This window comes from Neorhizobium sp. DAR64860/K0K1, from assembly GCF_050500205.1.
Classification (GTDB): domain Bacteria; phylum Pseudomonadota; class Alphaproteobacteria; order Rhizobiales; family Rhizobiaceae; genus Neorhizobium; species Neorhizobium soli.
On sequence record NZ_CP191459.1, the window covers coordinates 3,262,518 to 3,287,500 of the forward strand.

The 24,983-nt window shown below is 60.4% G+C and carries 20 protein-coding genes, 1 tRNA gene and 2 rRNA genes (1 of these 23 only partly in view); 10 read left to right on the forward strand and 13 right to left on the reverse strand.

From position 1 onward, the window contains the following. Positions 1-19: 19 nt before the first annotated feature. From ACQY1J_RS20450 to ACQY1J_RS20480, 7 genes are all read right to left on the reverse strand, one after another. Positions 20-667 carry a tetratricopeptide repeat protein gene (locus ACQY1J_RS20450; RefSeq protein ID WP_430250709.1) on the reverse strand — a complete coding sequence of 216 codons (648 nt, stop codon included), beginning with the start codon at positions 665-667 and terminating at the stop codon, positions 20-22. A gap of 83 nt (positions 668-750) precedes the next feature. Continuing rightward, on the reverse strand, positions 751-1,758 hold the full coding sequence (locus ACQY1J_RS20455; RefSeq protein ID WP_430250710.1) for a class I SAM-dependent methyltransferase: 1,008 nt from the start codon (positions 1,756-1,758) through the stop codon (positions 751-753). A 92-nt stretch (positions 1,759-1,850) separates the two neighbouring features. Next, positions 1,851-3,983 carry a polyribonucleotide nucleotidyltransferase gene (gene pnp, locus ACQY1J_RS20460; RefSeq protein WP_062454253.1) on the reverse strand — a complete coding sequence of 711 codons (2,133 nt, stop codon included), beginning with the start codon at positions 3,981-3,983 and terminating at the stop codon, positions 1,851-1,853. 339 nt (positions 3,984-4,322) lie between these two features. Next, positions 4,323-4,592, reverse strand: a complete 270-nt coding sequence (gene rpsO / locus ACQY1J_RS20465) for a 30S ribosomal protein S15 (RefSeq protein WP_062454254.1) — start codon at positions 4,590-4,592, stop codon at positions 4,323-4,325. Between the two features lie 144 nt (positions 4,593-4,736). Beyond that, a complete protein-coding gene (gene truB, locus ACQY1J_RS20470; RefSeq protein ID WP_192087734.1) occupies positions 4,737-5,666 on the reverse strand; it encodes a tRNA pseudouridine(55) synthase TruB in 930 nt (309 codons plus the stop codon). Between the two features lie 16 nt (positions 5,667-5,682). Next, positions 5,683-6,093 (reverse strand): 30S ribosome-binding factor RbfA, encoded by a 411-nt coding sequence (gene rbfA, locus ACQY1J_RS20475; protein ID WP_092664064.1) that lies wholly within the window; start codon positions 6,091-6,093, stop codon positions 5,683-5,685. Positions 6,094-6,263: 170 nt separating this feature from the next. After that, on the reverse strand, positions 6,264-7,952 hold the full coding sequence (locus ACQY1J_RS20480; protein WP_430250711.1) for a chemotaxis protein: 1,689 nt from the start codon (positions 7,950-7,952) through the stop codon (positions 6,264-6,266). A gap of 348 nt (positions 7,953-8,300) precedes the next feature. Here ACQY1J_RS20480 and yghU point away from each other — a divergent pair, with 348 nt between their 5' ends. Both yghU and ACQY1J_RS20490 read left to right on the forward strand, forming a co-directional pair. Continuing rightward, a complete protein-coding gene (gene yghU, locus ACQY1J_RS20485) occupies positions 8,301-9,200 on the forward strand; it encodes a glutathione-dependent disulfide-bond oxidoreductase (RefSeq protein WP_062578485.1) in 900 nt (299 codons plus the stop codon). Positions 9,201-9,236: 36 nt separating this feature from the next. Beyond that, positions 9,237-9,614, forward strand: a complete 378-nt coding sequence (locus ACQY1J_RS20490; protein ID WP_062454259.1) for a hypothetical protein — start codon at positions 9,237-9,239, stop codon at positions 9,612-9,614. Positions 9,615-9,674: 60 nt separating this feature from the next. Here ACQY1J_RS20490 and ACQY1J_RS20495 read toward each other — a convergent pair whose 3' ends face one another. Both ACQY1J_RS20495 and ACQY1J_RS20500 read right to left on the reverse strand, forming a co-directional pair. Next, complete coding sequence (locus ACQY1J_RS20495) at positions 9,675-10,793, reverse strand: mandelate racemase/muconate lactonizing enzyme family protein (RefSeq protein WP_430250712.1); 1,119 nt, start codon at positions 10,791-10,793, stop codon at positions 9,675-9,677. 29 nt (positions 10,794-10,822) lie between these two features. Next, positions 10,823-11,815 carry a GntR family transcriptional regulator gene (locus ACQY1J_RS20500; protein ID WP_430250713.1) on the reverse strand — a complete coding sequence of 331 codons (993 nt, stop codon included), beginning with the start codon at positions 11,813-11,815 and terminating at the stop codon, positions 10,823-10,825. Positions 11,816-11,925: 110 nt separating this feature from the next. Between ACQY1J_RS20500 and ACQY1J_RS20505 the strand changes: the two genes are divergently transcribed. The 8 genes from ACQY1J_RS20505 (at position 11,926) to ACQY1J_RS20540 (ending at position 20,643) form a co-directional block, all read left to right on the forward strand. Next, positions 11,926-13,026, forward strand: a complete 1,101-nt coding sequence (locus ACQY1J_RS20505; protein ID WP_430250714.1) for an Ldh family oxidoreductase — start codon at positions 11,926-11,928, stop codon at positions 13,024-13,026. Positions 13,027-13,089: 63 nt separating this feature from the next. Beyond that, entirely contained in the window at positions 13,090-13,803 is a 714-nt protein-coding gene (locus ACQY1J_RS20510; protein WP_192087740.1) for a FadR/GntR family transcriptional regulator, read from the forward strand. Positions 13,804-13,868: 65 nt separating this feature from the next. After that, complete coding sequence (locus ACQY1J_RS20515; RefSeq protein ID WP_062454264.1) at positions 13,869-14,840, forward strand: sialic acid TRAP transporter substrate-binding protein SiaP; 972 nt, start codon at positions 13,869-13,871, stop codon at positions 14,838-14,840. A gap of 70 nt (positions 14,841-14,910) precedes the next feature. After that, complete coding sequence (locus ACQY1J_RS20520; protein ID WP_062454265.1) at positions 14,911-15,489, forward strand: TRAP transporter small permease; 579 nt, start codon at positions 14,911-14,913, stop codon at positions 15,487-15,489. 4 nt (positions 15,490-15,493) lie between these two features. Then, a complete protein-coding gene (locus tag ACQY1J_RS20525) occupies positions 15,494-16,900 on the forward strand; it encodes a TRAP transporter large permease (protein WP_113109244.1) in 1,407 nt (468 codons plus the stop codon). A 76-nt stretch (positions 16,901-16,976) separates the two neighbouring features. Then, on the forward strand, positions 16,977-18,041 hold the full coding sequence (locus tag ACQY1J_RS20530) for an L-idonate 5-dehydrogenase (protein ID WP_430250715.1): 1,065 nt from the start codon (positions 16,977-16,979) through the stop codon (positions 18,039-18,041). Next, the gene (uxuA, locus tag ACQY1J_RS20535) at positions 18,038-19,237 is read left to right on the forward strand and encodes a mannonate dehydratase (RefSeq protein ID WP_430250716.1); all 1,200 of its coding nucleotides are present in this window, start codon (positions 18,038-18,040) and stop codon (positions 19,235-19,237) included. Before ACQY1J_RS20530 ends, uxuA begins: the two co-directional genes overlap by 4 nt. Further along, positions 19,234-20,643, forward strand: a complete 1,410-nt coding sequence (locus ACQY1J_RS20540) for a mannitol dehydrogenase family protein (protein ID WP_430250717.1) — start codon at positions 19,234-19,236, stop codon at positions 20,641-20,643. The genes uxuA and ACQY1J_RS20540 overlap by 4 nt, the downstream gene beginning before the upstream one ends. A 91-nt stretch (positions 20,644-20,734) precedes the next feature. Here the strand turns inward: ACQY1J_RS20540 and ACQY1J_RS20545 are convergent, their stop codons facing one another. The 4 genes from ACQY1J_RS20545 to ACQY1J_RS20560 form a co-directional block, all read right to left on the reverse strand. Then, on the reverse strand, positions 20,735-22,321 hold the full coding sequence (locus ACQY1J_RS20545) for a gamma-glutamyltransferase family protein (protein WP_430250718.1): 1,587 nt from the start codon (positions 22,319-22,321) through the stop codon (positions 20,735-20,737). Positions 22,322-22,772: 451 nt separating this feature from the next. Further along, positions 22,773-22,849 (reverse strand) — tRNA-Met (locus tag ACQY1J_RS20550). Between the two features lie 256 nt (positions 22,850-23,105). Next, positions 23,106-23,220 (reverse strand): 5S ribosomal RNA (gene rrf / locus ACQY1J_RS20555). A 255-nt stretch (positions 23,221-23,475) separates the two neighbouring features. After that, positions 23,476-24,983 (reverse strand): 23S ribosomal RNA (locus ACQY1J_RS20560) (it continues 1,306 nt past the right edge of the window).

The following is a 24,983-nucleotide window of genomic DNA, read 5'->3' on the forward strand; positions in this document are numbered from 1 at the left end:
CTAACATGGGCGGGCATTCTCAAAATGCGTTCAATTCCCGGATCGCGTCCGCATTGCCGGCGTTCGCTGCCTGCTTGAGCAGTTCTTTGGAGCGCCGTGGATCGCTCGCTCTGATCAACTGCGAAAGCTTTAGCTGTGCCCAGTGATCGTGGGTGAAAGGCAGGCTCTTTTCGAAATAGCGCTGCGCAAGGGCAAGGTCCTTTGCGACACCCTCCCCGTCCATCAGCATGAAGGCCAGCATGTGGTATGCCCACAGGTTGCCTTTCTTGGCGGAGCGTTCGTACCAATCGACGGCCCGTGACGGATCAACCTGCAGGCTCAAGCCCTTCTGATAGAACCAGCCGACCTTCAGCTCCGCATGCATGTCGCCAGCGTCGGCGGACTGGCGATACCAGCGAAGCGCTTCCGGAAGATTGATTGGGACACCTGAGCCTATCTCATAAGCTTCACCGAGCTTGTATGCTGCCGCAGCGTTGCCGTTCCTAGCCGCGAGCCGGAAGTAATGCGCGGCGATGCGAAGGTCATCCGGCCCTTTGACCTTGTATTTGCGATAGGTTTCCGCGGTGTTGAACCATTCCCAGGTCAAGCGAACACTGGCGCGCGGCTCTTCGGCGCTCGCCGTTTCAGTGGCGATCAAGAGCAGAAGTGCTGAAACAACGCCTTTCATACAAAAACCCCGACAGCTCGAACGCAACTTCAGTGTGCATTCGAGCTGTCGTGACGGGCAATCCTAGATTTTGAGGGGTGACGTTACTTCTTCGCCCACAGGATCTTGAAGCGGGCGTTGCGGCAGGTTTCGCCGTATTCCCGGAACGCTTCCTCGAGCACCGGCTCGTATTGCATGCCGCGATTGGCGACCAGCATCAGTCTGCCGCCGCTTCTGAGCGCCCCTGCAGCCGTGCGGATCATCGTCTTTCCCAGTTCCGGGTCCGCAGCCTGCGTCTCGTGGAAGGGCGGGTTCATGATGACGAGGTCGTATTTTTCCTTTGGCGGCTCGGTTCCCAGATCCTGCCAGAAGAAGCGGGCTTCGAGATCCGGGCAATTGTGCGCAACGTTCTGCTTTGCAAATTCCAACGCCCGGTGATCGGCCTCGAACAGGTCGATCCGGTTCACGCGGGGCGAACGCTCGGCGAGCATCACCGAAAGATAACCCCAGCCGGCACCGAAATCAGCGGCATTGCCGTCGAAATCCGTCGGGAAGCGGCTTACCAGAAGTTCGGAGCCCGGATCGATGCGGTCGTGCGAGAACATGCCGGGAGCGGCCTGGAAGCGACCGTCGACCGTCACAGCTGTCTTTTTCAGTGCCTGGATCGCACCGGATGCATCTTCCGGGCGACCGAACCAGATGGCAACGCCGTGATACTTCGGCGCGTAGTCCAGCGTGATGCCGAGCTTCAGCAGCATCGTGCGAATGGGTGCGATACCGTCTTCCTTGCCGCCGGCAACGACAATAACTCCGCCGACCTTCACCCGCGCAAGCGCTTCAGCGATGCGGTTTTCGTTTTCGCCACGATGCTTTCCACACAGGACAAGCGCACCGTCGTAATCCTCGCCCTCGGGCTGGGGAAACGCGTTGTCGCGCAGGCTGCGGAATAGTGGGCGGAACGGCTGGATAGCCGTGATCTCGGCATCAAACCCGTCAGGCAGGGCATTGCCCGCTTCCGCACCCAGAAACAGTATGCGCTCACCCTCGCCGGGCGTTTGGATCGCGTCGGTGGCGAAGGGATGGAAAAGGGTCTTCAGGGCTTCTCGGGTCATGATCGGATCTCGGGCGGTCGTGTCGTCGGTGAAAACAAAAAAGGCGCGGAAGTTATTCCTTCCGCGCCTCGATCTCTCGATAGGTCGAGGGCTTATTCGGCAGCTTCGCCGTCAGCCTTCTTGACTTCCTGGCCGGTGGCCTGGTCGACGGCCTTCATCGACAGGCGAACCTTGCCGCGCTCGTCGAAGCCCATCAGCTTGACCCAGACCTTCTGACCTTCCTTGACCACGTCCTGGGTCTTGGCAACACGGTCGGAAGCGAGCTGGCTGATATGGACCAGACCGTCGCGGGCGCCGAAGAAGTTGACGAAGGCGCCGAAGTCGGCGGTCTTCACAACGGTACCTTCGTAGATGGTGCCGACTTCCGGTTCTGCAACGATCGAATGGATCCACTTGCGGGCCGCTTCGATTTCCTTGCCGGAGGCGGAGGCAATCTTGACCGTGCCGTCGTCTTCGATGTTGATCTTGGCGCCGGTCTTTTCGACGATTTCGCGGATGACCTTGCCGCCCGAACCGATGACTTCACGGATCTTGTCGACCGGGATGTTCATCACTTCGATGCGCGGTGCGAATTCGCCGAGTTCCGAGCGACCTTCGGTGATGGCGTTGGCCATTTCGGCGAGGATGTGCTTGCGGCCACCCTGTGCCTGGCCGAGCGCGACCTTCATGATCTCTTCGGTGATGCCGGCGATCTTGATGTCCATCTGCAGCGAGGTGATGCCGTCGACAGTACCTGCAACCTTGAAGTCCATGTCGCCGAGATGATCTTCGTCACCGAGGATATCGGAGAGAACCGCAAAGCGTTCGCCTTCGAGGATCAGGCCCATGGCGATACCGGCAACAGGCTTTGCGAGCGGGACGCCAGCGTCCATCAGAGCGAGCGAGGTGCCGCAGACGGTTGCCATCGAGGACGAGCCGTTCGACTCGGTGATCTCGGAGACGACGCGCAGCGTGTAGGGGAACTGTTCAGCCGTTGGCAGCATCGGACGGATAGCGCGCCATGCGAGCTTGCCGTGGCCGATTTCGCGACGTCCTGGGGAACCCATGCGGCCGGTTTCACCAACCGAGTAGGGAGGGAAGTTGTAATGCAGAAGGAAGCGTTCCTTGTACATGCCGGTCAGGCTATCGACATACTGTTCGTCTTCGCCGGTGCCGAGCGTCGCAACAACGATCGCCTGGGTTTCGCCGCGTGTGAACAGGGCCGAACCGTGGGTGCGCGGCAGGATGCCGACTTCAGACACGATCTTGCGAACGGTCTCGAGATCACGGCCGTCGATGCGGCTCTTGGTGTCGAGGATGTTCCAGCGAACGATCTTCGCCTGCAGGTGCTTGAAGGTCGCGCCGATGACTTCGGCCGGGTACTTCGGCTCTACGCCTTCCGGGAAGAAGTGTGCCTTGACCTTCGCCTTGACGGCGTCGACGGCAGCGTAGCGTTCAGCCTTCTGCGTGTTCTTGTAGGCGGTACGCAGTTCGGCTTCGAAGTGCTGCAGCATTTCGGCTTCGAGCGCGGAATGATCTTCCGGCTGGAAATCGCGTGGCTCCTTGGCGGCAACTTCAGCGAGCTTGATGATCGCGTCGATAACCGGCTGGAAGCCCTTGTGGCCGAACATGACGGCGCCGAGCATGATCTCTTCGTTGAGTTCCTTGGCTTCCGACTCGACCATCAGGACGGCGTCCTGGGTGCCGGCAACGACGAGGTCGAGAACCGACTCGTCCATCTCGTCGAGATGCGGGTTCAGAACGTATTCGCCGTTGATGTAGCCGACGCGTGCGCCGCCAACCGGGCCCATGAAAGGAACGCCCGAGATCGTCAGGGCAGCGGAGGCTGCAACCATCGACAATACGTCCGGATCGTTTTCAAGGTCGTGCTGGATAACGGTAACGACGACCTGGGTCTCGTTCTTGTAGCCTTCCGGAAAGAGCGGGCGGATCGGACGGTCGATCAGGCGGGAAACCAGCGTTTCCTTTTCCGACGGGCGACCTTCGCGCTTGAAATAGCCGCCCGGGATCTTGCCGGCGGCATAAGTCTTTTCCTGGTAGTTGACGGTCAGCGGGAAGAAGTCCTGGCCAGGCTTGGCCGACTTGGCCGAAACAACGGTGGCGAGAACGACGGTTTCGCCGTAGGTGGCGAGAACCGCGCCGTCAGCCTGGCGGGCGATCTTGCCCGTTTCAAGCTTCAGCGGGCGGCCTGCCCATTCGATTTCGACGGAGTGGGTATTGAACATATGGTGTCCTTTAATGCGGGAGCACGCGCAGTGCCGTAGCCGGCGCAGTGCATAGTCGACCGCAATCGATGTGACAGATCACGGGCAAGACAACGGGAGGCTTCGGGTCGGCGACTTCGGTGGTCGACGTCTGATCAGGGTCTTTGAGTGATCCCTGGTCGAAAGCATCCGGCAATCCTGCCCCATGACAGGTCAACGGTTTGGTTTTTGCAGATCCGGCCCATCCGGGTCTGCGGGCATTCTTGCGGCGCGAGATAAAGCGCATCGCAAACATTGCATCGGACGCTTGGCCCGAATGAGAAACCGGCAGGCGCCCGATTGAGCGCCCGCCGGAAATTTTTAGCGGCGAATGCCCAGAGCAGCAATCAACTTGCTGTAACGGGATTCGTCTTTCTTCTTGACGTAGTCGAGAAGCGAACGACGTGTGGAAACCATGGTCAGAAGGCCACGACGGGAGTGGTTGTCCTTCTTGTGGCCCTTGAAGTGTTCGGTCAGATTGTTGATCCGCTCGGTGAGGATCGCAACCTGGACTTCCGGCGAACCGGTGTCGCCTTCAACGGTTGCGTATTCCTTGATGAGTTCGGCCTTGCGCTCTGCAGTGATCGACATCGTGTTATCCTTTCGAATATGAGGATTATGGGTCGCCTAAGGCCGGGATGTCGTCCAGTCTTGGCCGTGAAACGCAAAACAGGCGGAAAAGCCTGCTTTTGCTGGCGGTGCCTATAGACCATTCAAGGAGAGAATGGAAGAGGCTCAGCCAAACACCCGCTTGGGACGGAACTCTCCCTGGCCGATCTCGCCGATGGCGAGCAGCTTGCCGCGCACGGTCGCATAGGCTTCCGCTTCGTCAGCCGGTGCATCGCGGCCGCGCAGGATAATCGGATTGCCCATCTTGATGCGGTGGGCCTGATCGTCTGTGACAGGCAGATGCGGCAGGCTGGAAAGCGCTTCAGACGTGTTGATCATGAAGGCATCAAGGGCTGCCAGCCGTTCGTCGCGATCCTCGATCTGTTCCAGCGCCACAAGTTCGGCGAGCGGCACCATGCGGTCTTCGGCAAAGGGCGCAACGAAGGTGCGGCGCAGTTCCGAGATATGACCGTAGCAGCCGAGATCGCGGCCGAAGTCGCGGGCGAGCGCCCGAACATAGGTGCCTTTGCCGCATTCCACTTCGAAATGCGCCTTGTCTGCCGTTACGCCGAGCAGCGTCAGGCGGAAGATCTGGACCTCGCGCGACGGGATCTCGACAATTTCGCCGTCGCGGGCGAGGTCATAGGCCCGTTCGCCGGCAATCTTGATGGCGGAAAACTGTGGCGGGATCTGATTGATCGTGCCGGTGTAGTTGGGCAGAAGTGCGCGGATCTGTTCTTCGCTCGGACGGCTGTCGGACGATGCGGTAACGGCGCCTTCGAGGTCGTCGGTCGACCGTTCCTCGCCCCAGGTAACGGCGAATTCGTAGATCTTCCGCCCATCCATGACATAGGGCACGGTCTTCGTCGCATCGCCGAGCGCGATCGGCAGCATGCCTGACGCAAGCGGATCCAGCGTGCCGGCATGGCCGCACTTCTGGGCATTGAACAGCCACTTGATCTTGGACACGGCTTCGGTCGAGCCGAAATCGATCGGCTTGTCGAGAATAAGCCAGCCGGAAACCGGCCGGCCCTTTGGTTTGCGGGGTTTTGACATCAATACTTCTTGATTGTTATTTCTGGTCTTTGGTTTCGTCGCTGTTGAGATCACGCTGGACCTCCGGCGAGCGAAGCAGCTCGTCGATCTTCTTGTAGTTGTCGAAGCTCGTATCGTCGCGGAAGCGCACTTCCGGCATGTATTTCATCTGACGGAGCTGGCCGGCTATGCGGCCGCGGATATATTTGGCATGCCGGTTGAGCGCTGCGATCACGACGTCATGGTCAGGGACGCCGAGGGGGGTCACATAGGCCGTCGCGACCTTCAGATCGGTCGACATGCGCACTTCCGAAACGGAAATCACGGTTTTCTCGAGCAGGTCGTCGCGAACTTCGCCACGTTGCAGGACCTGGGTGATGGCGGCGCGTACCTGTTCGCCAACACGAAGCATGCGCTGCGACGGCGCCGAGGATGTGGGCTTGGTCATGTTGTTTCTTTCGTATAACGCCGCCGGGGCTCGTCCCGATGGGGCGCTTCGTCAAATGAAGGCGGTCACATGACAAAGGCCCGGCGAAAGGTCAAGGTCCAGCGGGTATTTAATCGGTCTGACTTGGAGGCCGTCGATGCCGATGACACCTGAAAACAGCGTGTCGTCACTCATGCAACCGAGACGAGGGACGTTTCGCCAAGGGGTGTGGTTCCCATGATCTTCGCGTGCAGTTCACGTTCCAAACCCATTGTGTAAAGGGCGGAAATGCGAGCCCCGAGTTCGATGAGGGCAGGCTCGATGGCGGCCATTGGCCGGGCGCTTGCGAAGGCTTCGCCCTCTTCCACGCAGGCCCGCAAAACCTCACCAAGCTCAACCTTGAAATCAAGCCGAGCAAGCGAGGCATCGATTTCGCCGACGGCGGATCGGCTGTGTTCGCCAAGCAGCGACATTTCGGTCCCCATGCGATCGCCGACAACGCGGATATTGGCGAGTGCCTGTTCGAGCCGAAGATCGAGCGAGCCGCCCGTATCTTCGCAGGCGCTGAGCTTTTGCGCAGATTCTTCCAGCATTCTGAGATGAACGAGGATCTTGTCGGCGGCACCATCCAGTTCGCCCGCGTAATTGCGCAGTTCGGCGGCAACCACGTTGATCGCCTTGCCCTGATCGCCGATCCTGCCGCAGCGCAGATTGGTATTGAGGGCCATGTAGTGAATATCGGTGCGGACCAGTTGCACGACGCCGATGCTGGTGACGAGCTCGCTTACGGTCTGGCCGGTCGACCGGCTGAGTTCCGTCGCCTCGCCGGCAACGGCTTCGATCTGGCGAACCGCTTCGCGCGCAACGCCGACGCCGGTGTCGAGCTGGCGCATGGCAGTGTCGCCGCCCTCGCCTTCTGCTATCGTTTCCCGGATTGCATCGATCTTTTGGAGATCTGAACGGAAACCCGCCACGCTTGCGACGATCTTTGCCGTGTCACGCTCGAAATGATCGATGGACTGCCTGAGCTGATGGGAGACAAGCCTCCGGATGACAGCGGACAGGTTGTCGCGCTGAGGACCGGTCAGCGGCGTAGCGTCCGGTGAGGCCAGAAAATCGTCGAGGAGCGTGAGCGTTGACTGGCAATGCTCGATCCGCTGGCGGGTTGTGTCGCCGATCTGCATGGCAGACAGCGTCGAGGCGAGCTTGGTCTGGATGCCGCGCGCGATTGCCCGGACGCTTGCAGCCTGTTCGATCATCGATCTGCGATTGAGAGCGATCGCCTCGCCGCCGTTCGACAGTCCTGCTGCGATCTGCGGGATTGTGTCCTCGTAGGAGCTTACAATCCTCTTCCCTCTTGTGATCAGGGAACCCAGTCCCTGGCCGAGATACTGGACCTTGTCCGAGAAATCATTGACCTGACGGGTGCCGTCCTGAATCCTTTGCAGGATTTCCTCAGCAAATCCTGCAAAGTCGGCAATTCCGGCGCCGGTGATCTTTGCAGTAACTGCAAAGGTGCGCAGATAGCGCAGGGTTTCCTGCATGTCCTCGGCATGGCCCTTCAGGTGCCCCTGGGCGTCGGAAATGAGGGTGAACTGGACCTGTCGGCCTTTCTCGTTTTCGCTCAGCTGAGAAAGCCGCGCGACCGTCTGGGTGAGCTCGAACAGGGATGCGTTCGCCGTTTCTTCGTCGAGCGAGCTCTCGGCCTGATCGAGCGAGGCGACCAAGCGGTTGAGAACGTCGAGAATGGAAAGAAGCGCTCGTCCGCCTTCGGTGAAGCGTTCCTCAAGGCGCGAACGGGCAGCGTCCAGCCGCGCGGCAAACGCCGAGGCGTCTGCGGAAACACCCTCTTCTATCGATACGACCGCTCTGACTGCCATGTCCACCACCTTTTCCAGCTTCGCCGCAACGTTGAGTTCGTCGCTGGAAAAACCGTTCGCCCTGTTTGTTGTGGGACACGTCTCCGCCTGAAGCAGGCACGGGTGTCCTCGAATAGCTGGACAGTGCCGGTGCAACAGTTAACTGAACAAGAACCGACCGCGGAGTTGCGTGTACGTGGTTAACCATTGCGCTCGTTCGGAACACGATGGGGCAGCATAGAGAGATCCTGACCAGCACCAAAAAACGCGATACGATGGCGCTATAAAACGGGAAATCTCTTCTCGTTTTTCCTATATCGCAGGCATCGTTCGTATTTTAAGAGCAATTTTTCAGGAAGGACCGCCCTGATGACCGAGAAAACTCCTGCCGACAATTTTCCTGCCGGCTACGAGCCGCCGAAGATCTGGACCTGGGAAAAGGGCAATGGCGGCCAGTTCGCCAGTATCAACCGCCCGATCGCCGGCCCGACGCAGGACAAGGAACTGCCGGTCGGAAGGCATCCGCTGCAGCTTTATTCGCTGGGCACGCCGAACGGCGTCAAGGTGACGATTATGCTGGAAGAGCTTCTGGCAGCCGGTCACACACAGGCCGAATACGACGCCTGGATGATCAATATCGGCAAGGGCGACCAGTTCGGCTCCGGCTTTGTCGACATCAATCCGAACTCAAAGATCCCCGCACTTTGCGACCATGCGCCAAAGGATGGTGGCAAGCCGCTGCGCGTGTTCGAATCGGCCTCGATCCTCGTCTATCTGGCGGAGAAGTTCGGCGCCTTCCTGCCGACCGATCTGCGCACCCGCACGGAAACGATGAACTGGCTGTTCTGGCAGATGGGCTCGGCACCGTTTCTCGGCGGTGGGTTCGGACATTTCTATGCCTATGCGCCGATCAAGATCAAATACGCGATCGATCGCTATGCGATGGAGACGAAACGCCAGCTCGACGTGCTCGACCGGCATCTTGCCGACAACCGTTATATGGCGGGCGACGAGTACACGATTGCGGACATGGCGATCTTCCCCTGGTACGGCACGCTGGCGCTTGGCCAGGTTTACGGCGATGCAGGTGATTTTCTTGAGGTAAAGAGCTATGAGAACCTGCAGCGCTGGACGGCGGAGGTTTTCGCACGGCCGGGCGTCAAGCGCGGTCGCATGGTCAACCGGACATCCGGCGAGCCATCGGAGCAGCTGCATGAGCGCCACGACGCTTCGGATTTCGATACGAAGACACAAGACAAGATCGGCTAAAAGTCGATCAGCCGCATAGGACTTGAGGATACGAGCATGGCAAACCTGCCTGAAATGACAAAACACCGAGGCTTTCCAGGCGGGATGCCAAGCACGGGGGTGCAGTTCACCATCCGCCGGGCCAATCCGAAAGGCGTGACGCCGATCAAGGCTCTGCCGCGCAGGGCACGTCCCGGCACGAAAGAGCACAAGATCGACGGGGCATTTCTGCATGCGCTATGGCATCATTTCGGCACCGAACCCTTCGAGCGCGGCAATCTCGATGCCGCGCGTCTGAGCCTTCTGTTCGGGCGTGAAGTGCTGCCGGCCGACAAGACGTTCGATCCGCTTTCCTATGAGGCAATGCTCGTCATCAACGAAAAGCTGGCGCGGCAGAACTTTCCGGAATCGTTCGAGAATATCTTCGAGATCTGACGGCGTTTGTCGACGTTGTACAGGAGGCCGCTGGCGATTGACGCCAGCGGCCTTTCGCATTCAGCCGAGGCTCTTGCCGTATCGCTCGAAGCTTTCCTTCAGCACCGTCGTGCTGGCACCGGGCTGCTGTGGCCGACGGTAAATGCCGGCATCGACATTGGACGGTTCCTCGAAGTGATCTTTGATCCAGGGAATGTATTCAAGGATCGTCGAGGCCGGATGCCAGTAGCTGAGATGGACGTGAACCTGGCTCATCTCGCCCGCATGCGGCACAACGGGCAACCGGTGGGCAAGCGCCAGATCCGCGACCTGGATATATTCGGTGACGCCGCCGAGACGCGTGACGTCAGGCTGAACGTAGGACACGGCACCGGCTGCGATGAAGGCCCGGAACGCATCCACGGTATAGAGCTGCTCGCCAAGCGCGATCGGGATCGTGCTGCTTTTCGCAAGCGCCGCGTGGCCGGCGATATCGTCGTACCAGAGCGGCTCCTCGAACCAGTAGATGTCGAGATCGCGGGCTCTCTCGCAAAACCGCTGGCAGGTCGGGAGATCCCATTTGCCATTGCCATCGATGGCGATCCGGACATCTGGGCCCAGCCGCTTGCGCACCGCTTCCAGGCGGCGGACGTCGATATTTGGATCGTCATGACCCACCTTGAGCTTGATCCGGGTGAAGCCGTCCTCCTCCACGGCGCGCGCCGACCCGGCCAGCAGGTCCTCCAGCGAAAACGACAGCCAGCCGATATCGGTATTATACGCCTCGAGACGATCGGTTCTTGCCCCGCCGAGCAGGCTCCAGAGCGGCACGCCGGCCTGCTTCGCCTTGAGGTCCCAGAGCGCGACGTCGACGGCGGCCAGCGCCAGATGGGTGATCCCCGCACGGCCGACCCATTGCAGGGACGGATAGCGTGCGAGTTTGGTCCACAGACGCTGGTTCTCGTTTGCGTCCTCGCCGATCAGCAGCGGCGCATAGCAATCCCTTATACAGGACGTGATCAGCCGGTCGGAGGCGATATGGGCATGGGTGCCGGTAAAGCCGTAGCCCTTCAGCCCGTCGGTGGTCTCGATCACGGTGCCGACGACACCCCAATGTGTGATGCTGTGGGTGCTGTCGGAAATCGAGTCCGAGGTCAGCGGCAGATGCAGGATGAATGGCTGTACGGATTTGATTTTCATTGTTGGGCTCCTCCTCCCGGTGGTAGACATCAGTCTGTTTTGACGTGCCCCTGCCGCTCCAGATAAGGCAGGTCAGGCAGGGCGATGTTTCGCGATGCGGCAGCCCCAATGCGGGCGATTGCGCGGTCGCGTGAGATCCGCAAATGCCTCTCCAGCGCATCGCATGCGGCGCCGATATCGCCGGAAGCGAGCGGCGAAAGCACGTCCAGATGCTCCAGCAGGAATGGCTCGCCGTCATAGCCGGTGGTCTTCGGCTGATAGAGAAAATGGTGGGCGACCAGGATCGCCTGCGGCAGGCTGATCGCCTGCATCAGCGCGCGGTTGTCGCAGTATCCGAGAAGCTCCGAATGCAGCTGATGTTCGACGCGGTCGAGCATGTCGCCGGTAACCGTCTCGGCAGCGGCAACCGCCTGTTCGACGAACTCGATGCATCCCGTCACGTAGCCATCGGGCAGGTGCGCAAAGGCCTGCGCGAGCGCCAGCGGTTCCAGCACCCAGCGCAGCTCGTAGAGCTGGCCGATATGGACAGGCGTCAGGCCCGGCGCCAGCCAGCGGCCGGCATCGTCCTTCAGCACCACGCCGCGTTGCTGCAGCCTTGCCATCACGTCCCGTGCTACGGTTCGGCTGACACCGTGGGCTGCGGCAAGCGCTGCTTCGTTGATACGCCAGCTGGCAAGCGAGGTGCGGGAAACGATCTCGATCTCGATCTGGCGGTAGATCAGTTCCCAGCTCGACAGGAAATGGATCTTCTCGTCGGAGCCGGCAGGATGGTCCGAGGGCGCGACGGGCGCGGCGCCGCTTTCCGAGGACAGGATCTGGTATCCCCTGCCCGGGACGCGCTGCATCAGGCCTCGCAGTTCAAGCTCGCCCAAGGCATGGCGCGCTGGCGCCCGGCTGATGCCGAAGCGGTCGGCAAGGCTGGTTTCGGTCAGATACGTGCCGGCAGACAGCGCACCGGAGGCGATCTCGGATGCCAGTATCTCGCACACACGTTGATGAAGCCTCGGGGACGGGCCAGCCATTCGGGTCTCCAGGACATGAAACGCAATCGATCGAAATCGCAGTGCATGGATTGCATCTTCCAAATCGGATGTCTAGTGTAGACAAAAGACATTGTGGAGGATGTCCTGACATGCCGACTGGGAATGACAGAGCGTGCGTTTCGCTTGTGGAGCTCGATCGCTTCTGCCGCGAGGTTCTTCTGGGATGCGGCGCCGACGCTGCGACGGCAGACGCTGCAACGCGGGCGATGATGCACGGAACCCGCCATGGCGTGGATAGCCACGGGGTGCGTCTTCTCGACCATTACGTGACTGCGCTTGAAGGCGGGCGCCTCAACAAGGTGCCGAAGCTAAAGCCCGCTGGCGGTTTCGGGGCGGTGGAGACGCTGGACGCGGATCATGCGCATGGCGCACTCGCGACCTATACGGCGATGGACCGCGCAATCGCGCTCGCGCGTCAGTTCGGCATCGGCGCTGTGGCGATCCGCAACAGTTCGCATTTCGGCCCGGCCGGCGCCTATGCGCTGGAGGCGGCCCGCCAGGGCGTGATCGGCTTCACCTTTTGCAATTCCGACAGTTTCGTGCGCCTGCATGAGGGCGCATCGCGCTTCCACGGCACCAACCCGATTGCCGTCGGCGTGCCGGTGAAAGGGCAAGATCCGTGGTTGCTGGACATGGCAACCAGCGCCATTCCCTATAACCGCGTTCTGCTCTACCGCAGCATGGGCACGACCCTGCCGCAGTCGGTCGCGTCAGATGTTTCGGGCATCGACACGCTCGATGCGGACAAGGCCGACATGCTGGCGCCGCTCGGCGGCGAATTCGGCTTCAAGGGCGCGGGTCTTGCCGGGCTTGCGGAAATCCTCAGCGCTGTCGTGACCGGCATGAGCCTGAGTTTCGACCTCGCCCCGATGGGCGGTCCAGATTTTTCGACGCCGCGTGGTCTTGGAGCCTTTGTCTTTGCGATCCTGCCGGAGGCGTTCGGCGATCGGGAGACGTTCGATGCGGGCATGACACGCTATTTGGACGCGTTGCGAGGTTCTCCGGCCCGTGCCGACTGCCGCGTCATGGCGCCAGGCGACCGGGAATGGGTGGTTGCGGCGGATCGAGAAGCATCTGGCGTCACGCTCGATCCGGCGACACACGCCGCTTTCGAAGTACTTGCGGGTCGCTACGGGGCGCAACTGCCGGTTTTGGAGATGCCGGCACAGTCACAGGTTGATGGCACTTGACTTCCCAAAATTGGTAAGACAATCTGACCGCATTGCGCGTCGGGAGGATGCGTGGAGGACACCATGTTCGTCGCCCTTGAGCCGCGCCGCCTTTACAGGCAGGCCGCGGAACAGCTTCGTACGCTGATCGAAGCCGGAGAAGTCCGGCCAGGTGAGCGGCTGCCGGCCGAGCGTGAGCTTGCCGAGCGCCTTGGCGTGTCCCGCCCCACCATTCGCGAAGCCCTGATCGTGCTCGAAGTCGAGGGTCTGATCCAGATCCGGATGGGATCCGGCGTCTATGTGAGCGCCAGATCAAACCGGCAGCCGGAAATCCTTGCCGCCGATGACAGCGATGGTCCTTTTGAAATCCTGCAGGCGCGCTGCCTGATCGAGAGCGCTATTGCCGAAGAGGCAGCCCGCAAGGTCGACAGCGAGAGCATCGCCAAGCTCAATTCGATCCTTGCGGAGATGGAGGGTTCGCTCGACGATTCGCACCAGGCGCTGGCGCTGGACCGGGCGTTTCATACGGCGATTGCGGACATGATCGGCAATTCGGCGCTCAACCGCTTTACCGGCCTGATCTACGACAAGCGGCTGTCGCCGTATTTCACCAAGCTGGCCAGCTATTTCGAAGGCCCGCACACCTGGAAGGCAGCACTCGAAGAACACAAGATCATTCGCGACGCGCTTGCTGCGGGCAACCCCGCCGATGCGCGCGAGGCCATGCGGCAGCATTTGACGCTGTCGCAGAAGAGATTCTCGGAAAGCTTCGGAGAGGAGCCGACGAGGAACGACTGATCCGACCGCGAGGAGGCGGCGGATCGAGACGATAGTTTGAGATTTCAATTCGGGAGGAGAAAGTTATGTTGAAGTTTACCACTATTTTAGGTGCCGCCGCCGTCGTCATGGCGTCGGCAATCGGCGCACAGGCGCAGACAGCGCTCAAGTGGGCGCATGTCTATGAGACCTCGGAGCCGTTCCATACGGAATCCGTATGGGCTGCGGGCGAAATCGCCAAGCGCACCGAAGGTCGCTACAAGATCGATGTGTTTCCCGCTTCGCAGCTGGGCAAGGAAGCCGACATCAACCAGGGTCTGAAGCTCGGAACGGTCGACATGATCATTTCCGGCTCCAGCTTCGCGGCCCGCGATTACAAGCCGATCGGCGTGACCTACTTCCCGTACATCTTTCGCGATCCGGCGCACCTGATCGCCTATGTGAAGAGCGACGTCTTCAAGCGTCTCTCCAAGGGGTATGAAGACAAGACCGGCAACGTGATCACCGCCGTCAGCTACTACGGCACGCGCCATACGACATCCAACAAGCCGATCGAAAAATGCGCCGACCTGAAGGGCGTCAAGATGCGCGTTCCGGACGTTCCGGCCTACCTTGCCATGCCACGGGCCTGCGGCGCCAACACCACGCCGATCGCCTTTGCGGAAGTCTATCTCGCCCTGCAGAACGGCACGGTCGACGCCCAGGAAAATCCGCTGACCACGATCGAGGCGAAGAAGTTCTTTGAAGTCCAGAAGAACATCGTTCTGTCCGGTCACATCGTCGACCATCTCAACACGGTCATTTCCAAGAGCCGCTGGGCAAGCCTGTCGGACGAAGACAAGAAAATCTTCACGGAAGTGACGCAGGAAGCCGCCACCCGCACCACCAAGATCATTGAGGAACGCGAAAAGGCGCTCGTCGAGGACTTCAAGAAGCGCGGCCTCAACGTTGTTGAAGTCGACAAGGCCGACTTCGAAAAGACGGTGCTCGAGAAGGTGACCTTCGAAGAGTTCGGCTACGCGAAATCCGATTGGGAAGCCATCCGCGCCATCAAGTAACGCGGATCACGCCAACGTTCGCGCGGCTCGCAAGAGCCGCGCCTTCCCTTCGTGAAACTGGATCGGATCCATGTCGACATCCCCGGAAATCCACACTCAGGTGACCCCTGAGGAGCTTGCCCATACATTCGACGAAGCGCCCGTCGATGTGGACCTTAAAATCTATGCCTTCGAGGACTGGGTCACGCTTGCCCTGTTCTGGGTGATGACGGGCTGCGTCTTCCTGCAGTTCTTTACCCGTTACGTCCTCAACGACAGCTATGCCTGGACAGAGGAAATCGCCGTCAATTGCCTGATCGGCGTGGTTTTCCTCGGTGCCGTCATGTGCGTGCGCATGTCGCGCCACATTCAGGTGGACGTTCTCTATCACTACCTTCCGCCGCATGTGACGCGCATCATGGCGACGTTGGTCGACATTATCCGGGTCGGTTTCTTTGCCTACGGATCATGGCTGATGTGGCGGTACATGGAAATCGTCGAGGGCGAGGAGATGGTCACCGTAAACCTGCCCCGCAACATCGTCTTCTACAGCGTGCTGGTTGCCTTCGTGCTGATGCTGCTGCGCTCCATCCAGGTTTTCGTCGCCAACATGCGCCGCGGTTATTCGGTGCTCGAGCGCCCCGAAGAATTCCAGAACGCCGAGGATTGATTTCATGCTGCTGCTTATCGGTTCGTTTCTTCTCCTGATGGTGCTGGGTCTTCCGGTCGCCATCTCCATGGCAACCTCGTCGGTCCTCTACATCGTCTTTTACAATGTTGCGCCTGACATCATCGTCGCGCAGCGGCTGATTGCCGGTGTCGAGAGCTTCCCGCTTCTGGCTGTTCCCTTCTTCATTCTGGCCGGCAACCTGATGAACAGCGCCGGCGTGACCGGCCGCATCTACTCTTTCGCAGTCGCGCTGGTCGGCTGGATGAAAGGTGGTTTGGCGCAGGTCAACATCATCGGTTCGGTCATCTTTTCCGGCATGTCCGGAACAGCGCTTGCCGACGCTGCCGGCATCGGCACGATCGAGATCAAGGCGATGAAGGACCACGGCTATCCGATCGAGGCCGCCGTCGGCGTCACCGCGGCATCGGCAACGCTTGGTCCTATCTTTCCGCCATCGCTGCCTTTCGTGATCTACGGGATGATGGCCAACGTTTCGATCGGCGCGCTGTTCATGGCCGGCATCGTGCCGGGCGTCGTCATGACGGTGCTGATGATGCTGACCGTTGCCATCTTCGCCTATGTGAAACGCTGGGGTTCCGATACGCCGTTCAGCTGGAGGAATATCCTCAGCGCATCGACGGAAGTCCTTGTTGTGGCCATGGTGCCGCTTGGTATCTATCTGCTGACGCTGATGGGACTGTCGCTCAACCTGTCGATCCTGATCGCGCTCGTCGTGCTTCTCGCCTGCGACTGGTATTTCGACTTCTCCGCCGTCATGGCGCTGATGACCCCGGTCATCCTGATCGGCGGCATGACGATGGGTTGGTTCACGCCGACGGAGGCAGCCGTTGCCGCCGTGCTGTGGTCGCTGTTCCTCGGCCTCGTGCGCTATCGCACCATGACCTTCAAATCGCTTGCCAAGGCAACCTTCGACACGATCGAAACGACGGCCTCCGTGCTGTTCATCGTGGCCGCGGCCTCCGTCTTTGCATGGCTTTTGACGGTCAGCCAGACGGCGCAGCTTCTGTCGACGGCGATCACCAGCCTGACCGACAGCAAGTGGGTGTTCCTGATCCTCGTCAACCTGTTGATGCTGTTCGTCGGCTGCTTCCTCGATACGATCGCCGCCATCACCATTCTGGTGCCGATCCTGCTGCCGATCGTGCTGCAGTTCGACATCGATCCGGTGCATTTCGGTCTGATCATGACGCTCAACCTGATGATCGGACTGCTGCACCCGCCGCTCGGCATGGTGCTGTTCGTCCTGTCCCGCGTCGCGAAACTGTCCGTCGAGCGCACTACGATGGCCATCCTGCCCTGGCTGGTGCCGCTGCTGCTCGCACTGGTGCTGATCACCTTCGTGCCGGCAATCACGCTGTGGCTGCCGACTGAAATGGGCCTGATCCGCTGATACCGACACACACATTCCGCGTCGGCCAGACCGGCGCGGAATGACCGATCGAAACGCATGAAACGAGGCTATCCCCATGCTTACCCGCGTCGTCCGCCTGCATGGCAAACGCGATCTCAAGGTTGAGAGCGAGGGTTATAAAGCTCCTCGCCCCGGTGAAGTGCTCCTGCGCATGGCGATGGGCGGCATCTGCGGCTCTGACCTGCATTATTACCAGGACGGCGGCTTCGGCCCGATCCGCGTGCGCGAGCCGATCATTTCCGGTCACGAAGCATCCGGCTTCGTCGAAGCGATCGGAGACGGCGTTTCCGGCCTCAGCGTCGGAACCCTCGTCGCCGTCAATCCGTCCCAACCCTGCGGCCATTGCCATTATTGCGGCATTGGGCAGCCGATCCACTGCCTCGAAATGCGGTTCATGGGCAGCGCCATGCGCCTGCCGCACGAACAGGGCATGTTCCGCGATCATCTCGTGGTGCCGGCAATCCAGTGCCATCCCGTGTCGGCCGATGTTTCGCCTCAGGAAGCCGCCTGCGCGGAACCGCTCGCAGTCTGCCTTCATGCAGTCTCGCAGGCCGGCGATCTTACGAACAAGCGGGTGCTGGTGACCGGGGCTGGGCCGATCGGCCTTCTGACCGTTGCAGCCGCCCGGTATGCAGGCGCTGGCGAGATCATCGTGACGGATCTCGCCGATGCAGCGCTTGCCCGGGCTCCCGCCATGGGCGCGACCGATACGGTCAACGTGGCCGAAAACGCGGAAGCGCTTTCGCCCTATCTCGAAGGCAAAGGCACGATCGATGTGGCCTTCGACTGCTCTGCCGCCGGCCCAGCGCTTCGCACCGCTCTTGCAGCCCTGAAGCCGAGAGGAACTCTTGTTCAGGTGGGCGTGACGGGAGACGTCACGATCCCGCTCAACATGTTGGTCGGCAAGGAAATCAACTGGCGCGGTTCGCAGCGCTTCGATCGCGAGTTTGCGGAAGCGGTCGATCTGATCTCACGGCGCGGCATCGATGTGCGGCCGATCCTTTCGCATACCTATCCACTCGAGGACGCGCTGAGCGCCTTCGAACAGGCTTCGGACCGTTCCGTCGCCTGCAAGGTGCAGATCGCACTTTTCGACCATGAAACGGGAAGAACAGAATGAAGCATACCTGGCGATGGTTCGGACCGGTCGACAAGGTTTCGGTAAGGGATGCGGCGCAGGCCGGCGCGGAGGGCATTGTCAGCGCCCTGCACCACATCCCGACAGGGGCCGTATGGCCGGCCGACGAGATCGAGAAGCGACACGCGGAAATCAAGGCCGGCGGCCTTTACTGGGATGTGGTTGAAAGCGTGCCGGTCTCGGAAGACGTGAAAACCCAGACCGGCGATTGGCGTGCCCATGTCGCCAACTGGCAGGAGAGCCTGCGCCGCCTGTCGCACAGCGGCATTCGCACAGTCTGCTATAATTTCATGCCGGTCCTCGACTGGACCCGTACCGACCTCCGCTGGGAGACCCGGCACGGCGCGAAGGCGATGCGCTTCGACATTACCGATTTCGTCGCCTTCGACATTCACATCCTCAAGCGACCGGATGCAGCTTCCGATTATCCCGAAGCCCTGCAGGACAGAGCGGCGAGGCGCTTCTCCGAGCTCGCGGACGACAGGATCGCAGCACTCGGCCGCAACATCGGTGCCGGGCTGCCGGGCTCGGCGGACGGATACTCGCTCGACCAGCTTCTGGAGAAGCTGAGGACCTACCACGGCATCAACCGCGAGAAGCTTCAGTCGAACCTCGTCGATTTCCTTTCGCAAGTCGTCCCGGTGGCCGAACAGGTGGGGATCAACATCTGCGCACATCCGGACGATCCGCCATGGCCGCTGCTTGGCCTGCCGCGGATTCTTTCGACCGAAGACGATTACGCCCATATGCTCAAAGCAGTCGACAGCCGCGCCAATGGCGTGACGCTGTGCTCCGGCTCGCTCGGCGCGCGTGCGGATAACGATCTCCCCCGGATTGCCGAGCGTTTTGCCGACCGCATCCATTTCGTCCATCTGCGCAATGTGACGCGCGATGAGGACTCCTTGCCCTGCTCCTTCTTCGAAGACGAGCATCTCGAAGGCGGTACCGACATGGTGGCGGTCATCGCCGCCCTGTTGAAGGAGGAGAAGCGGCGTCATCGCGAAGGACGTGAGGATCACAGGATTGCCATGCGGCCGGACCATGGTCAGGAGATCCTAGACGATCTCACCCGTGGCGCTCAGCCGGGCTATCCGGCCATCGGCCGGCTGAAGGGACTGGCGGAACTGCGCGGCATCGAGCGCGCGCTCAGCCATCCGCAATTAGGAGCAAAAGAATGACCCTGCAGAGACTTTCATCCGCGACGGTGTTGCCTGAAACCGTAACCGGTCCGACATTCGATCGCACGAAACTTCGCCCCGGGATCGTGCATTTCGGGCTCGGTGCCTTTCACCGGGCGCATCAGGCGGTCTATACGCAAAAGGCGCTCGAGGCGGAGTTTGGCCCCTGGGGCATCGTTGCGGTCAATCTGCGCTCGCCGGAGCCGGTCAAAGCGATTGCCGAACAGGACGGGCTGTACTCGATCACCGTGCGCGACACCGAAGGCGATCGTTCCGAGGTGATCGGTTCGACCGTCGACTGGATCTGCGCTGCGGACCAGCGCGACCAGGTTCTCGCCTATCTCGCCAGCCCCGACATCCGGATCGTCACACTCACCGTCTCCGAAAAGGCCTACGGGCTGCATCCGACGACAGGCGGCCTCGATCCCGATCACCCCTCCGTTGCCGCGGATCTTCAAAACCCGCAGGCGCCGGTCGGCCCGATCGGTTTCATCGTCGAAGGGCTGGCGCTTCGCCGCAACCTGGATGTCGCGCCTTTCACCGTGCTCTGCTGCGACAATCTTCCGTCCAATGGCAAGATCCTGCGGCGGCTGGTGCTCGACATGGCAAACCGGCGCGACCCGGCTCTTGCCGAATGGATTGCCGAGAACGGTGCATTTCCCTCGAGCATGGTGGACAGGATCGTTCCTGCCGCCACGGAAGAAACCCGGCAGCGCGCATCCCGACTGCTCGGCGTCGGAGACGCACTGGCGCTCGATACGGAGCCGTTTCTGCAATGGGTGATCGAAGACGAGTTCGTCTCCGGCCGACCGCAATGGGAAGCCGCCGGCGCCCTCTTTGCCGTCGATGTCGAGCCCTATGAAAAAATGAAGCTGCGGCTTCTCAACGGTTCGCATACGCTGCTTGCGCATCTGGGCCTGCTGGACGGGCTGGAATGCACACGCGACGTGATGACGGTCGAACGGCATGTCCGCGATGTCGAGCGGCATCTCAACACAGTCGTCAAGACGCTCGATCCGGTGCCGGGGATCGACCTTTCGGCCTATATCCAGCAGCTTCTGCAACGCTTTGCCAATCCGACAATCGCGCATCGCTGCGCGCAGATCGCGATGGATACGAGCCAGAAGATCCCGCAGCGTATTTTTGGTCCCGCAGCGGAGGTTCTCGCCGAGGGCGAGGACGGGGCGGCCTATGCGCATGTCGTCGGCGTGTGGCTGGCGGCCGTTTGCCGGCTACAGGACTGCAACGATCCGCGCCGCGACGAGCTTCTCTCCGCCGCTGCACGGAGTTCGGACGAGCACCCCTCGGCCCCGTTTTTCGAGATCCCGGGCCTGTTTCCGCAGGCTCTGATCGATTCCCAGGCATGGCGCGCGCTGGTTGACGCAGAAATGAAACAGTGGCGCTAGGGCGTTCCTCTGTCTGCTAGAACGACAAGAAGCCCGCACTCGGCGGGCTTTTTGCACTTCTGAACGACGGTAACGGAATACGCCGCCATGGCTAGAAGCCGAGCGCCATGCCGTCCTTGCGGCTGTCCGACCCGCCCTCGAGCAGGCCGTCGCGGATGCGAATGGCCTGACTGCCTCCGATCGGGCTGGTGACGATCCTCAGCACATGGCCTCTCGCTTCAAGATCTGCCCGCACCGCCGGGCTGACGGTGGGCTCGAGTTCCAGCACGCCGCCGAAGCCGAAACTGCGCGGCACGTCCATGGCCGCCTGCAAATCGAGACCTCTGTCGATCACGCCCGACAGGAAGGCCGCATGACCCGCTGCCTGGTAATGGCCGCCCATCACGCCAAACGGCATCACCGTTTTGCCATCCTGCGTCACCATGCCGGGAATGATCGTGTGCATCGGGCGCTTCGACGGGCCGATCGCATTCGGATGCCCCTCGATCAGCCGGAAAGACGCGCCACGGCTGTGGAACAGCACGCCGGTCTTCGGGTCGAGACGCGTCGAGCCGAAGGGATGGAAGATCGAATTGATAAAGGAAATCGCGTTGCCCTGCGTATCGACGACGCAGAGATAGATCGTGTCCTTGTGTTCTGGCTCGTCCCACAGAACCGGCGGCAGTGCCTTCTTCATGTCGATACGGCTGCGGAGCGTCGCAACGACTTCGTCGGACAACAGCTGTTCGGCAACGCCCGCGCAATGGTCGGGGTCTGCGAGCAGGGCGTCGCGGTGATGATAGGCGATCTTTGTCGCCTCCGCGTGGACATGGATCCGATCCGCCTCGTCCATGGCGGCGAGATCGAAGCCTTCGACGATCTTCAGGATCAGCAGCGCCGCCAGCCCCTGTCCATTCGGCGGGCACTCGTGGACGTCGAAACCCTTGTAGCTGGCGCTGATCGGATCGACCCAGTTCGCGCCATCCTTGCCGGCCGCGAAATCCTCGAGCGTGTGCAGACCACCGAGCGAGCGCAGATGGGCAACCATCTTTTGCGCCGTTTCCCCTTCGTAGAAGGCGGCAGCCCCGCCGGCAGCAATCTCCTCGAGGCGGTCTGCCAGAAGCGGCTGGCGGATCACAGCGCCTGCAACGGGCGCCTTGCCTTCAGGTAGAAACACCGCAGCGGCGTGGCTGTCGCCGGCGATGACTTTTTCATTGCCCTTCCAGTCCATCGCGACACGAGGCGTGACGGGAAAGCCGGAACGCGCATAGCCGATCGCGCGCATGAACAATCGCTCGAGCGGCAGAGTTCCATGGTCTTTGTGAAGACGGCACCAGGCGGAAATGGCACCCGGAACGGTGACCGAATGCGGGCTTGTCTGGGGAATCTCGCCGCTTAAGCCGAGCTCTGTAAGGGCTGCAATGGAGGCGGCGGCAGGCGCGCGGCCCGAACCGTTGAGCGCCTTGACCGCGCCGCCCGCAGGTGCGTAGAGCGCAAAGCAATCGCCACCGATACCGGTCATCAGGGGATCGACGACGCATTGGACGGAGACAGCCGCAATCGCTGCGTCGACAGCATTGCCGCCATCCTGCAGGACTTCCAGACCGGCTGCGGTGGCGAGCGGATGCGACGTGGCAATCATCGCGCCGGTCGACAGGGTCGACGGGCGCCTTGCGGAAAAGAAATCGAAATCAGACATGTCATTCCTTTGTTTCACTGACAGCCTGTCATGGCCTCAGCGCCTACGGGTCTAAACGTCATCATATTCGGAGGGATGTCGGTCAGCGGCAAACCTTTCGGCAGGCCGCCGCCCTTGGACGGTAACCTCCATCAGGCAATCGATTGCACGATAGTGCAGCGAACGGCAAACCTGCAACCTCAAGAAAGGAAAGGCCAGCTCGCAATTTCACTTGAGCGCTAAAACCTGCGCCCCTGCAGCTTTGTCTTGAGCCCTGGCAGAGGGTAGCAACACGAGCGTCGCTCGAAGAGTTGTCAGGATTGTCTGAGGAGAAGCCCAGCAAAACCGATCCCATCCGGCGTCACCCGTCTTTGGCTAACACCGCGTATCGGTCGTTAGTGCGCTTCGGTTAGGCCACAAACGCAAAACACCCGCAGCTTATGGCTACGGGTGTTTTTCAATAATGATGATTTGGTTGCGGGGGCAGGATTTGAACCTGCGGCCTTCAGGTTATGAGCCTGACGAGCTACCGGGCTGCTCCACCCCGCGCCAAGCGAATTTGGCGTTGCCAAATTTCGCGTCTGCATCACAGCGAAGCTGTGATGCCTGTGCCGGAGCAAATCCTTTAGGATTTGTCTCCTGTCAGGGACGCACCGGCTACAGACCGAACGTCCCATTATTTCGTTAAACCCCAGCAACGACAAAAGGCCGCTTTGGGAGCGGCCCTTGGTTTGGCCAGGGGCCGGTTTGTTATGTGTGAGAAGATTGTTTGGTCCATCCTTATGGATGGCATTGCCTTTAATAGACCTGGCAGCGACCTACTCTCCCGCGTCTTAAGACGGAGTACCATTGGCGCAGGGGTGTTTCACGGCCGTGTTCGGAAAGGGAACGGGTGCAGCCACCCCGCAATGACCACCAGGTCGATTAAGGGCAATGTATGCGTGGCAATGGGCGACCATTGCAACGCTTTATCGAGAAGCTGGCGGAGGCGAACCCCCGTTTGTCTTAATTGAACACGTCTTTGTTTGCCGTCTGGTTTGTCGGAGCGTAGCTCCGCAAGGCCAGAGGCCGTCGCCGAACGTTCGGCGGCCCGTCCGGAGCGTTTTTCACGCGTCAGGACAAAACAGATGTCATCATCGAGGTGCGCAGCACCTTGATGAGCATAGTCAATGAGAACGATGAAGCCAATCGGGCTATTAGTAAGGCTAAGCTTCATGCATTACTGCACGTCCACACGCCTCCTATCAACGTGGTCGTCTTCCACGGCCCTGATAGGGAATACTCGTTTTCAGGTGGGTTTCCCGCTTAGATGCCTTCAGCGGTTATCCCTTCCATATATAGCTACCCTGCTATGCCGTTGGCACGACAACAGGTCCACCAGAGATATGTCCATCCCGGTCCTCTCGTACTAGGGACAGATCCTGTCAATATTCCTACACCCACGGCAGATAGGGACCGAACTGTCTCACGACGTTCTGAACCCAGCTCACGTACCGCTTTAATTGGCGAACAGCCAAACCCTTGGGACCTGCTCCAGCCCCAGGATGCGATGAGCCGACATCGAGGTGCCAAACAACCCCGTCGATATGGACTCTTGGGGGTCATCAGCCTGTTATCCCCGGCGTACCTTTTATCCGTTGAGCGATGGCCCTTCCACGCGGGACCACCGGATCACTATGACCGACTTTCGTCTCTGCTCGACTTGTCAGTCTCGCAGTCAGGCGGGCTTATGCCATTGCACTCGACGACCGATTTCCGACCGGTCTGAGCCCACCATCGCGCGCCTCCGTTACTCTTTCGGAGGCGACCGCCCCAGTCAAACTACCCACCATACACTGTCCCGGATCCGGATAACGGACCGCGGTTAGACATCCATGACGATAAGGGTGGTATTTCAAGGATGGCTCCACGAGAACTGGCGTCCCCGCTTCAAAGCCTACCACCTATCCTACACATGCCGACACGAATGCCAGTGTAAAGCTATAGTAAAGGTGCACGGGGTCTTTCCGTCTAACCGCAGGAACCCCGCATCTTCACGGGGAATTCAATTTCACTGAGTCTATGTTGGAGACAGCGGGGAAGTCGTTACGCCATTCGTGCAGGTCGGAACTTACCCGACAAGGAATTTCGCTACCTTAGGACCGTTATAGTTACGGCCGCCGTTTACTGGGGCTTCAGTTCAAAGCTTGCACCTCTCCCTTTAACCTTCCAGCACCGGGCAGGCGTCAGGCCCTATACGTCGTCTTTCGACTTCGCAGAGCCCTGTGTTTTTGATAAACAGTCGCTACCCCCTGGTCTGTGCCACCCCTTTCCACTTGCGTAAAAAGGGGTCACGCTTCTTCCGAAGTTACGCGTGCAATTTGCCGAGTTCCTTCAACATAGTTCTCTCAAGCGCCTTGGTATGCTCTACCTGACCACCTGTGTCGGTTTCGGGTACGGTCTATACGGTGGAGCTATTTCCTGGAACCGCCCCGCTGCACATCCAATCCAATAAGGAGGTACAACTTACGCGATCCGTCACTACCACCAGGCCCACGAATATTAACGTGGTTCCCATCGACTACGCATTTCTGCCTCGCCTTAGGGGCCGGCTAACCCTGCTCAGATTAACTTTAAGCAGGAACCCTTGGTCTTTCGGCGAGGGGGTCTCTCACCCCCTTTATCGTTACTCATGTCAACATTC

What these genes read in the sequence shown, in the direction of transcription:
- ACQY1J_RS20450 (WP_430250709.1), bottom strand. Translation starts at nt 667, where the DNA reads ATGAAAGGCGTTGTTTCAGCACTTCTGCTCTTGATCGCCACTGAAACG.
- ACQY1J_RS20455 (WP_430250710.1), bottom strand. Translation starts at nt 1,758, where the DNA reads ATGACCCGAGAAGCCCTGAAGACCCTTTTCCATCCCTTCGCCACCGAC.
- pnp (WP_062454253.1), bottom strand. Translation starts at nt 3,983, where the DNA reads ATGTTCAATACCCACTCCGTCGAAATCGAATGGGCAGGCCGCCCGCTG.
- rpsO (WP_062454254.1), bottom strand. Translation starts at nt 4,592, where the DNA reads ATGTCGATCACTGCAGAGCGCAAGGCCGAACTCATCAAGGAATACGCA.
- truB (WP_192087734.1), bottom strand. Translation starts at nt 5,666, where the DNA reads ATGTCAAAACCCCGCAAACCAAAGGGCCGGCCGGTTTCCGGCTGGCTT.
- rbfA (WP_092664064.1), bottom strand. Translation starts at nt 6,093, where the DNA reads ATGACCAAGCCCACATCCTCGGCGCCGTCGCAGCGCATGCTTCGTGTT.
- ACQY1J_RS20480 (WP_430250711.1), bottom strand. Translation starts at nt 7,952, where the DNA reads ATGGCAGTCAGAGCGGTCGTATCGATAGAAGAGGGTGTTTCCGCAGAC.
- yghU (WP_062578485.1), top strand. Translation starts at nt 8,301, where the DNA reads ATGACCGAGAAAACTCCTGCCGACAATTTTCCTGCCGGCTACGAGCCG.
- ACQY1J_RS20490 (WP_062454259.1), top strand. Translation starts at nt 9,237, where the DNA reads ATGGCAAACCTGCCTGAAATGACAAAACACCGAGGCTTTCCAGGCGGG.
- ACQY1J_RS20495 (WP_430250712.1), bottom strand. Translation starts at nt 10,793, where the DNA reads ATGAAAATCAAATCCGTACAGCCATTCATCCTGCATCTGCCGCTGACC.
- ACQY1J_RS20500 (WP_430250713.1), bottom strand. Translation starts at nt 11,815, where the DNA reads ATGGCTGGCCCGTCCCCGAGGCTTCATCAACGTGTGTGCGAGATACTG.
- ACQY1J_RS20505 (WP_430250714.1), top strand. Translation starts at nt 11,926, where the DNA reads ATGCCGACTGGGAATGACAGAGCGTGCGTTTCGCTTGTGGAGCTCGAT.
- ACQY1J_RS20510 (WP_192087740.1), top strand. Translation starts at nt 13,090, where the DNA reads ATGTTCGTCGCCCTTGAGCCGCGCCGCCTTTACAGGCAGGCCGCGGAA.
- ACQY1J_RS20515 (WP_062454264.1), top strand. Translation starts at nt 13,869, where the DNA reads ATGTTGAAGTTTACCACTATTTTAGGTGCCGCCGCCGTCGTCATGGCG.
- ACQY1J_RS20520 (WP_062454265.1), top strand. Translation starts at nt 14,911, where the DNA reads ATGTCGACATCCCCGGAAATCCACACTCAGGTGACCCCTGAGGAGCTT.
- ACQY1J_RS20525 (WP_113109244.1), top strand. Translation starts at nt 15,494, where the DNA reads ATGCTGCTGCTTATCGGTTCGTTTCTTCTCCTGATGGTGCTGGGTCTT.
- ACQY1J_RS20530 (WP_430250715.1), top strand. Translation starts at nt 16,977, where the DNA reads ATGCTTACCCGCGTCGTCCGCCTGCATGGCAAACGCGATCTCAAGGTT.
- uxuA (WP_430250716.1), top strand. Translation starts at nt 18,038, where the DNA reads ATGAAGCATACCTGGCGATGGTTCGGACCGGTCGACAAGGTTTCGGTA.
- ACQY1J_RS20540 (WP_430250717.1), top strand. Translation starts at nt 19,234, where the DNA reads ATGACCCTGCAGAGACTTTCATCCGCGACGGTGTTGCCTGAAACCGTA.
- ACQY1J_RS20545 (WP_430250718.1), bottom strand. Translation starts at nt 22,321, where the DNA reads ATGTCTGATTTCGATTTCTTTTCCGCAAGGCGCCCGTCGACCCTGTCG.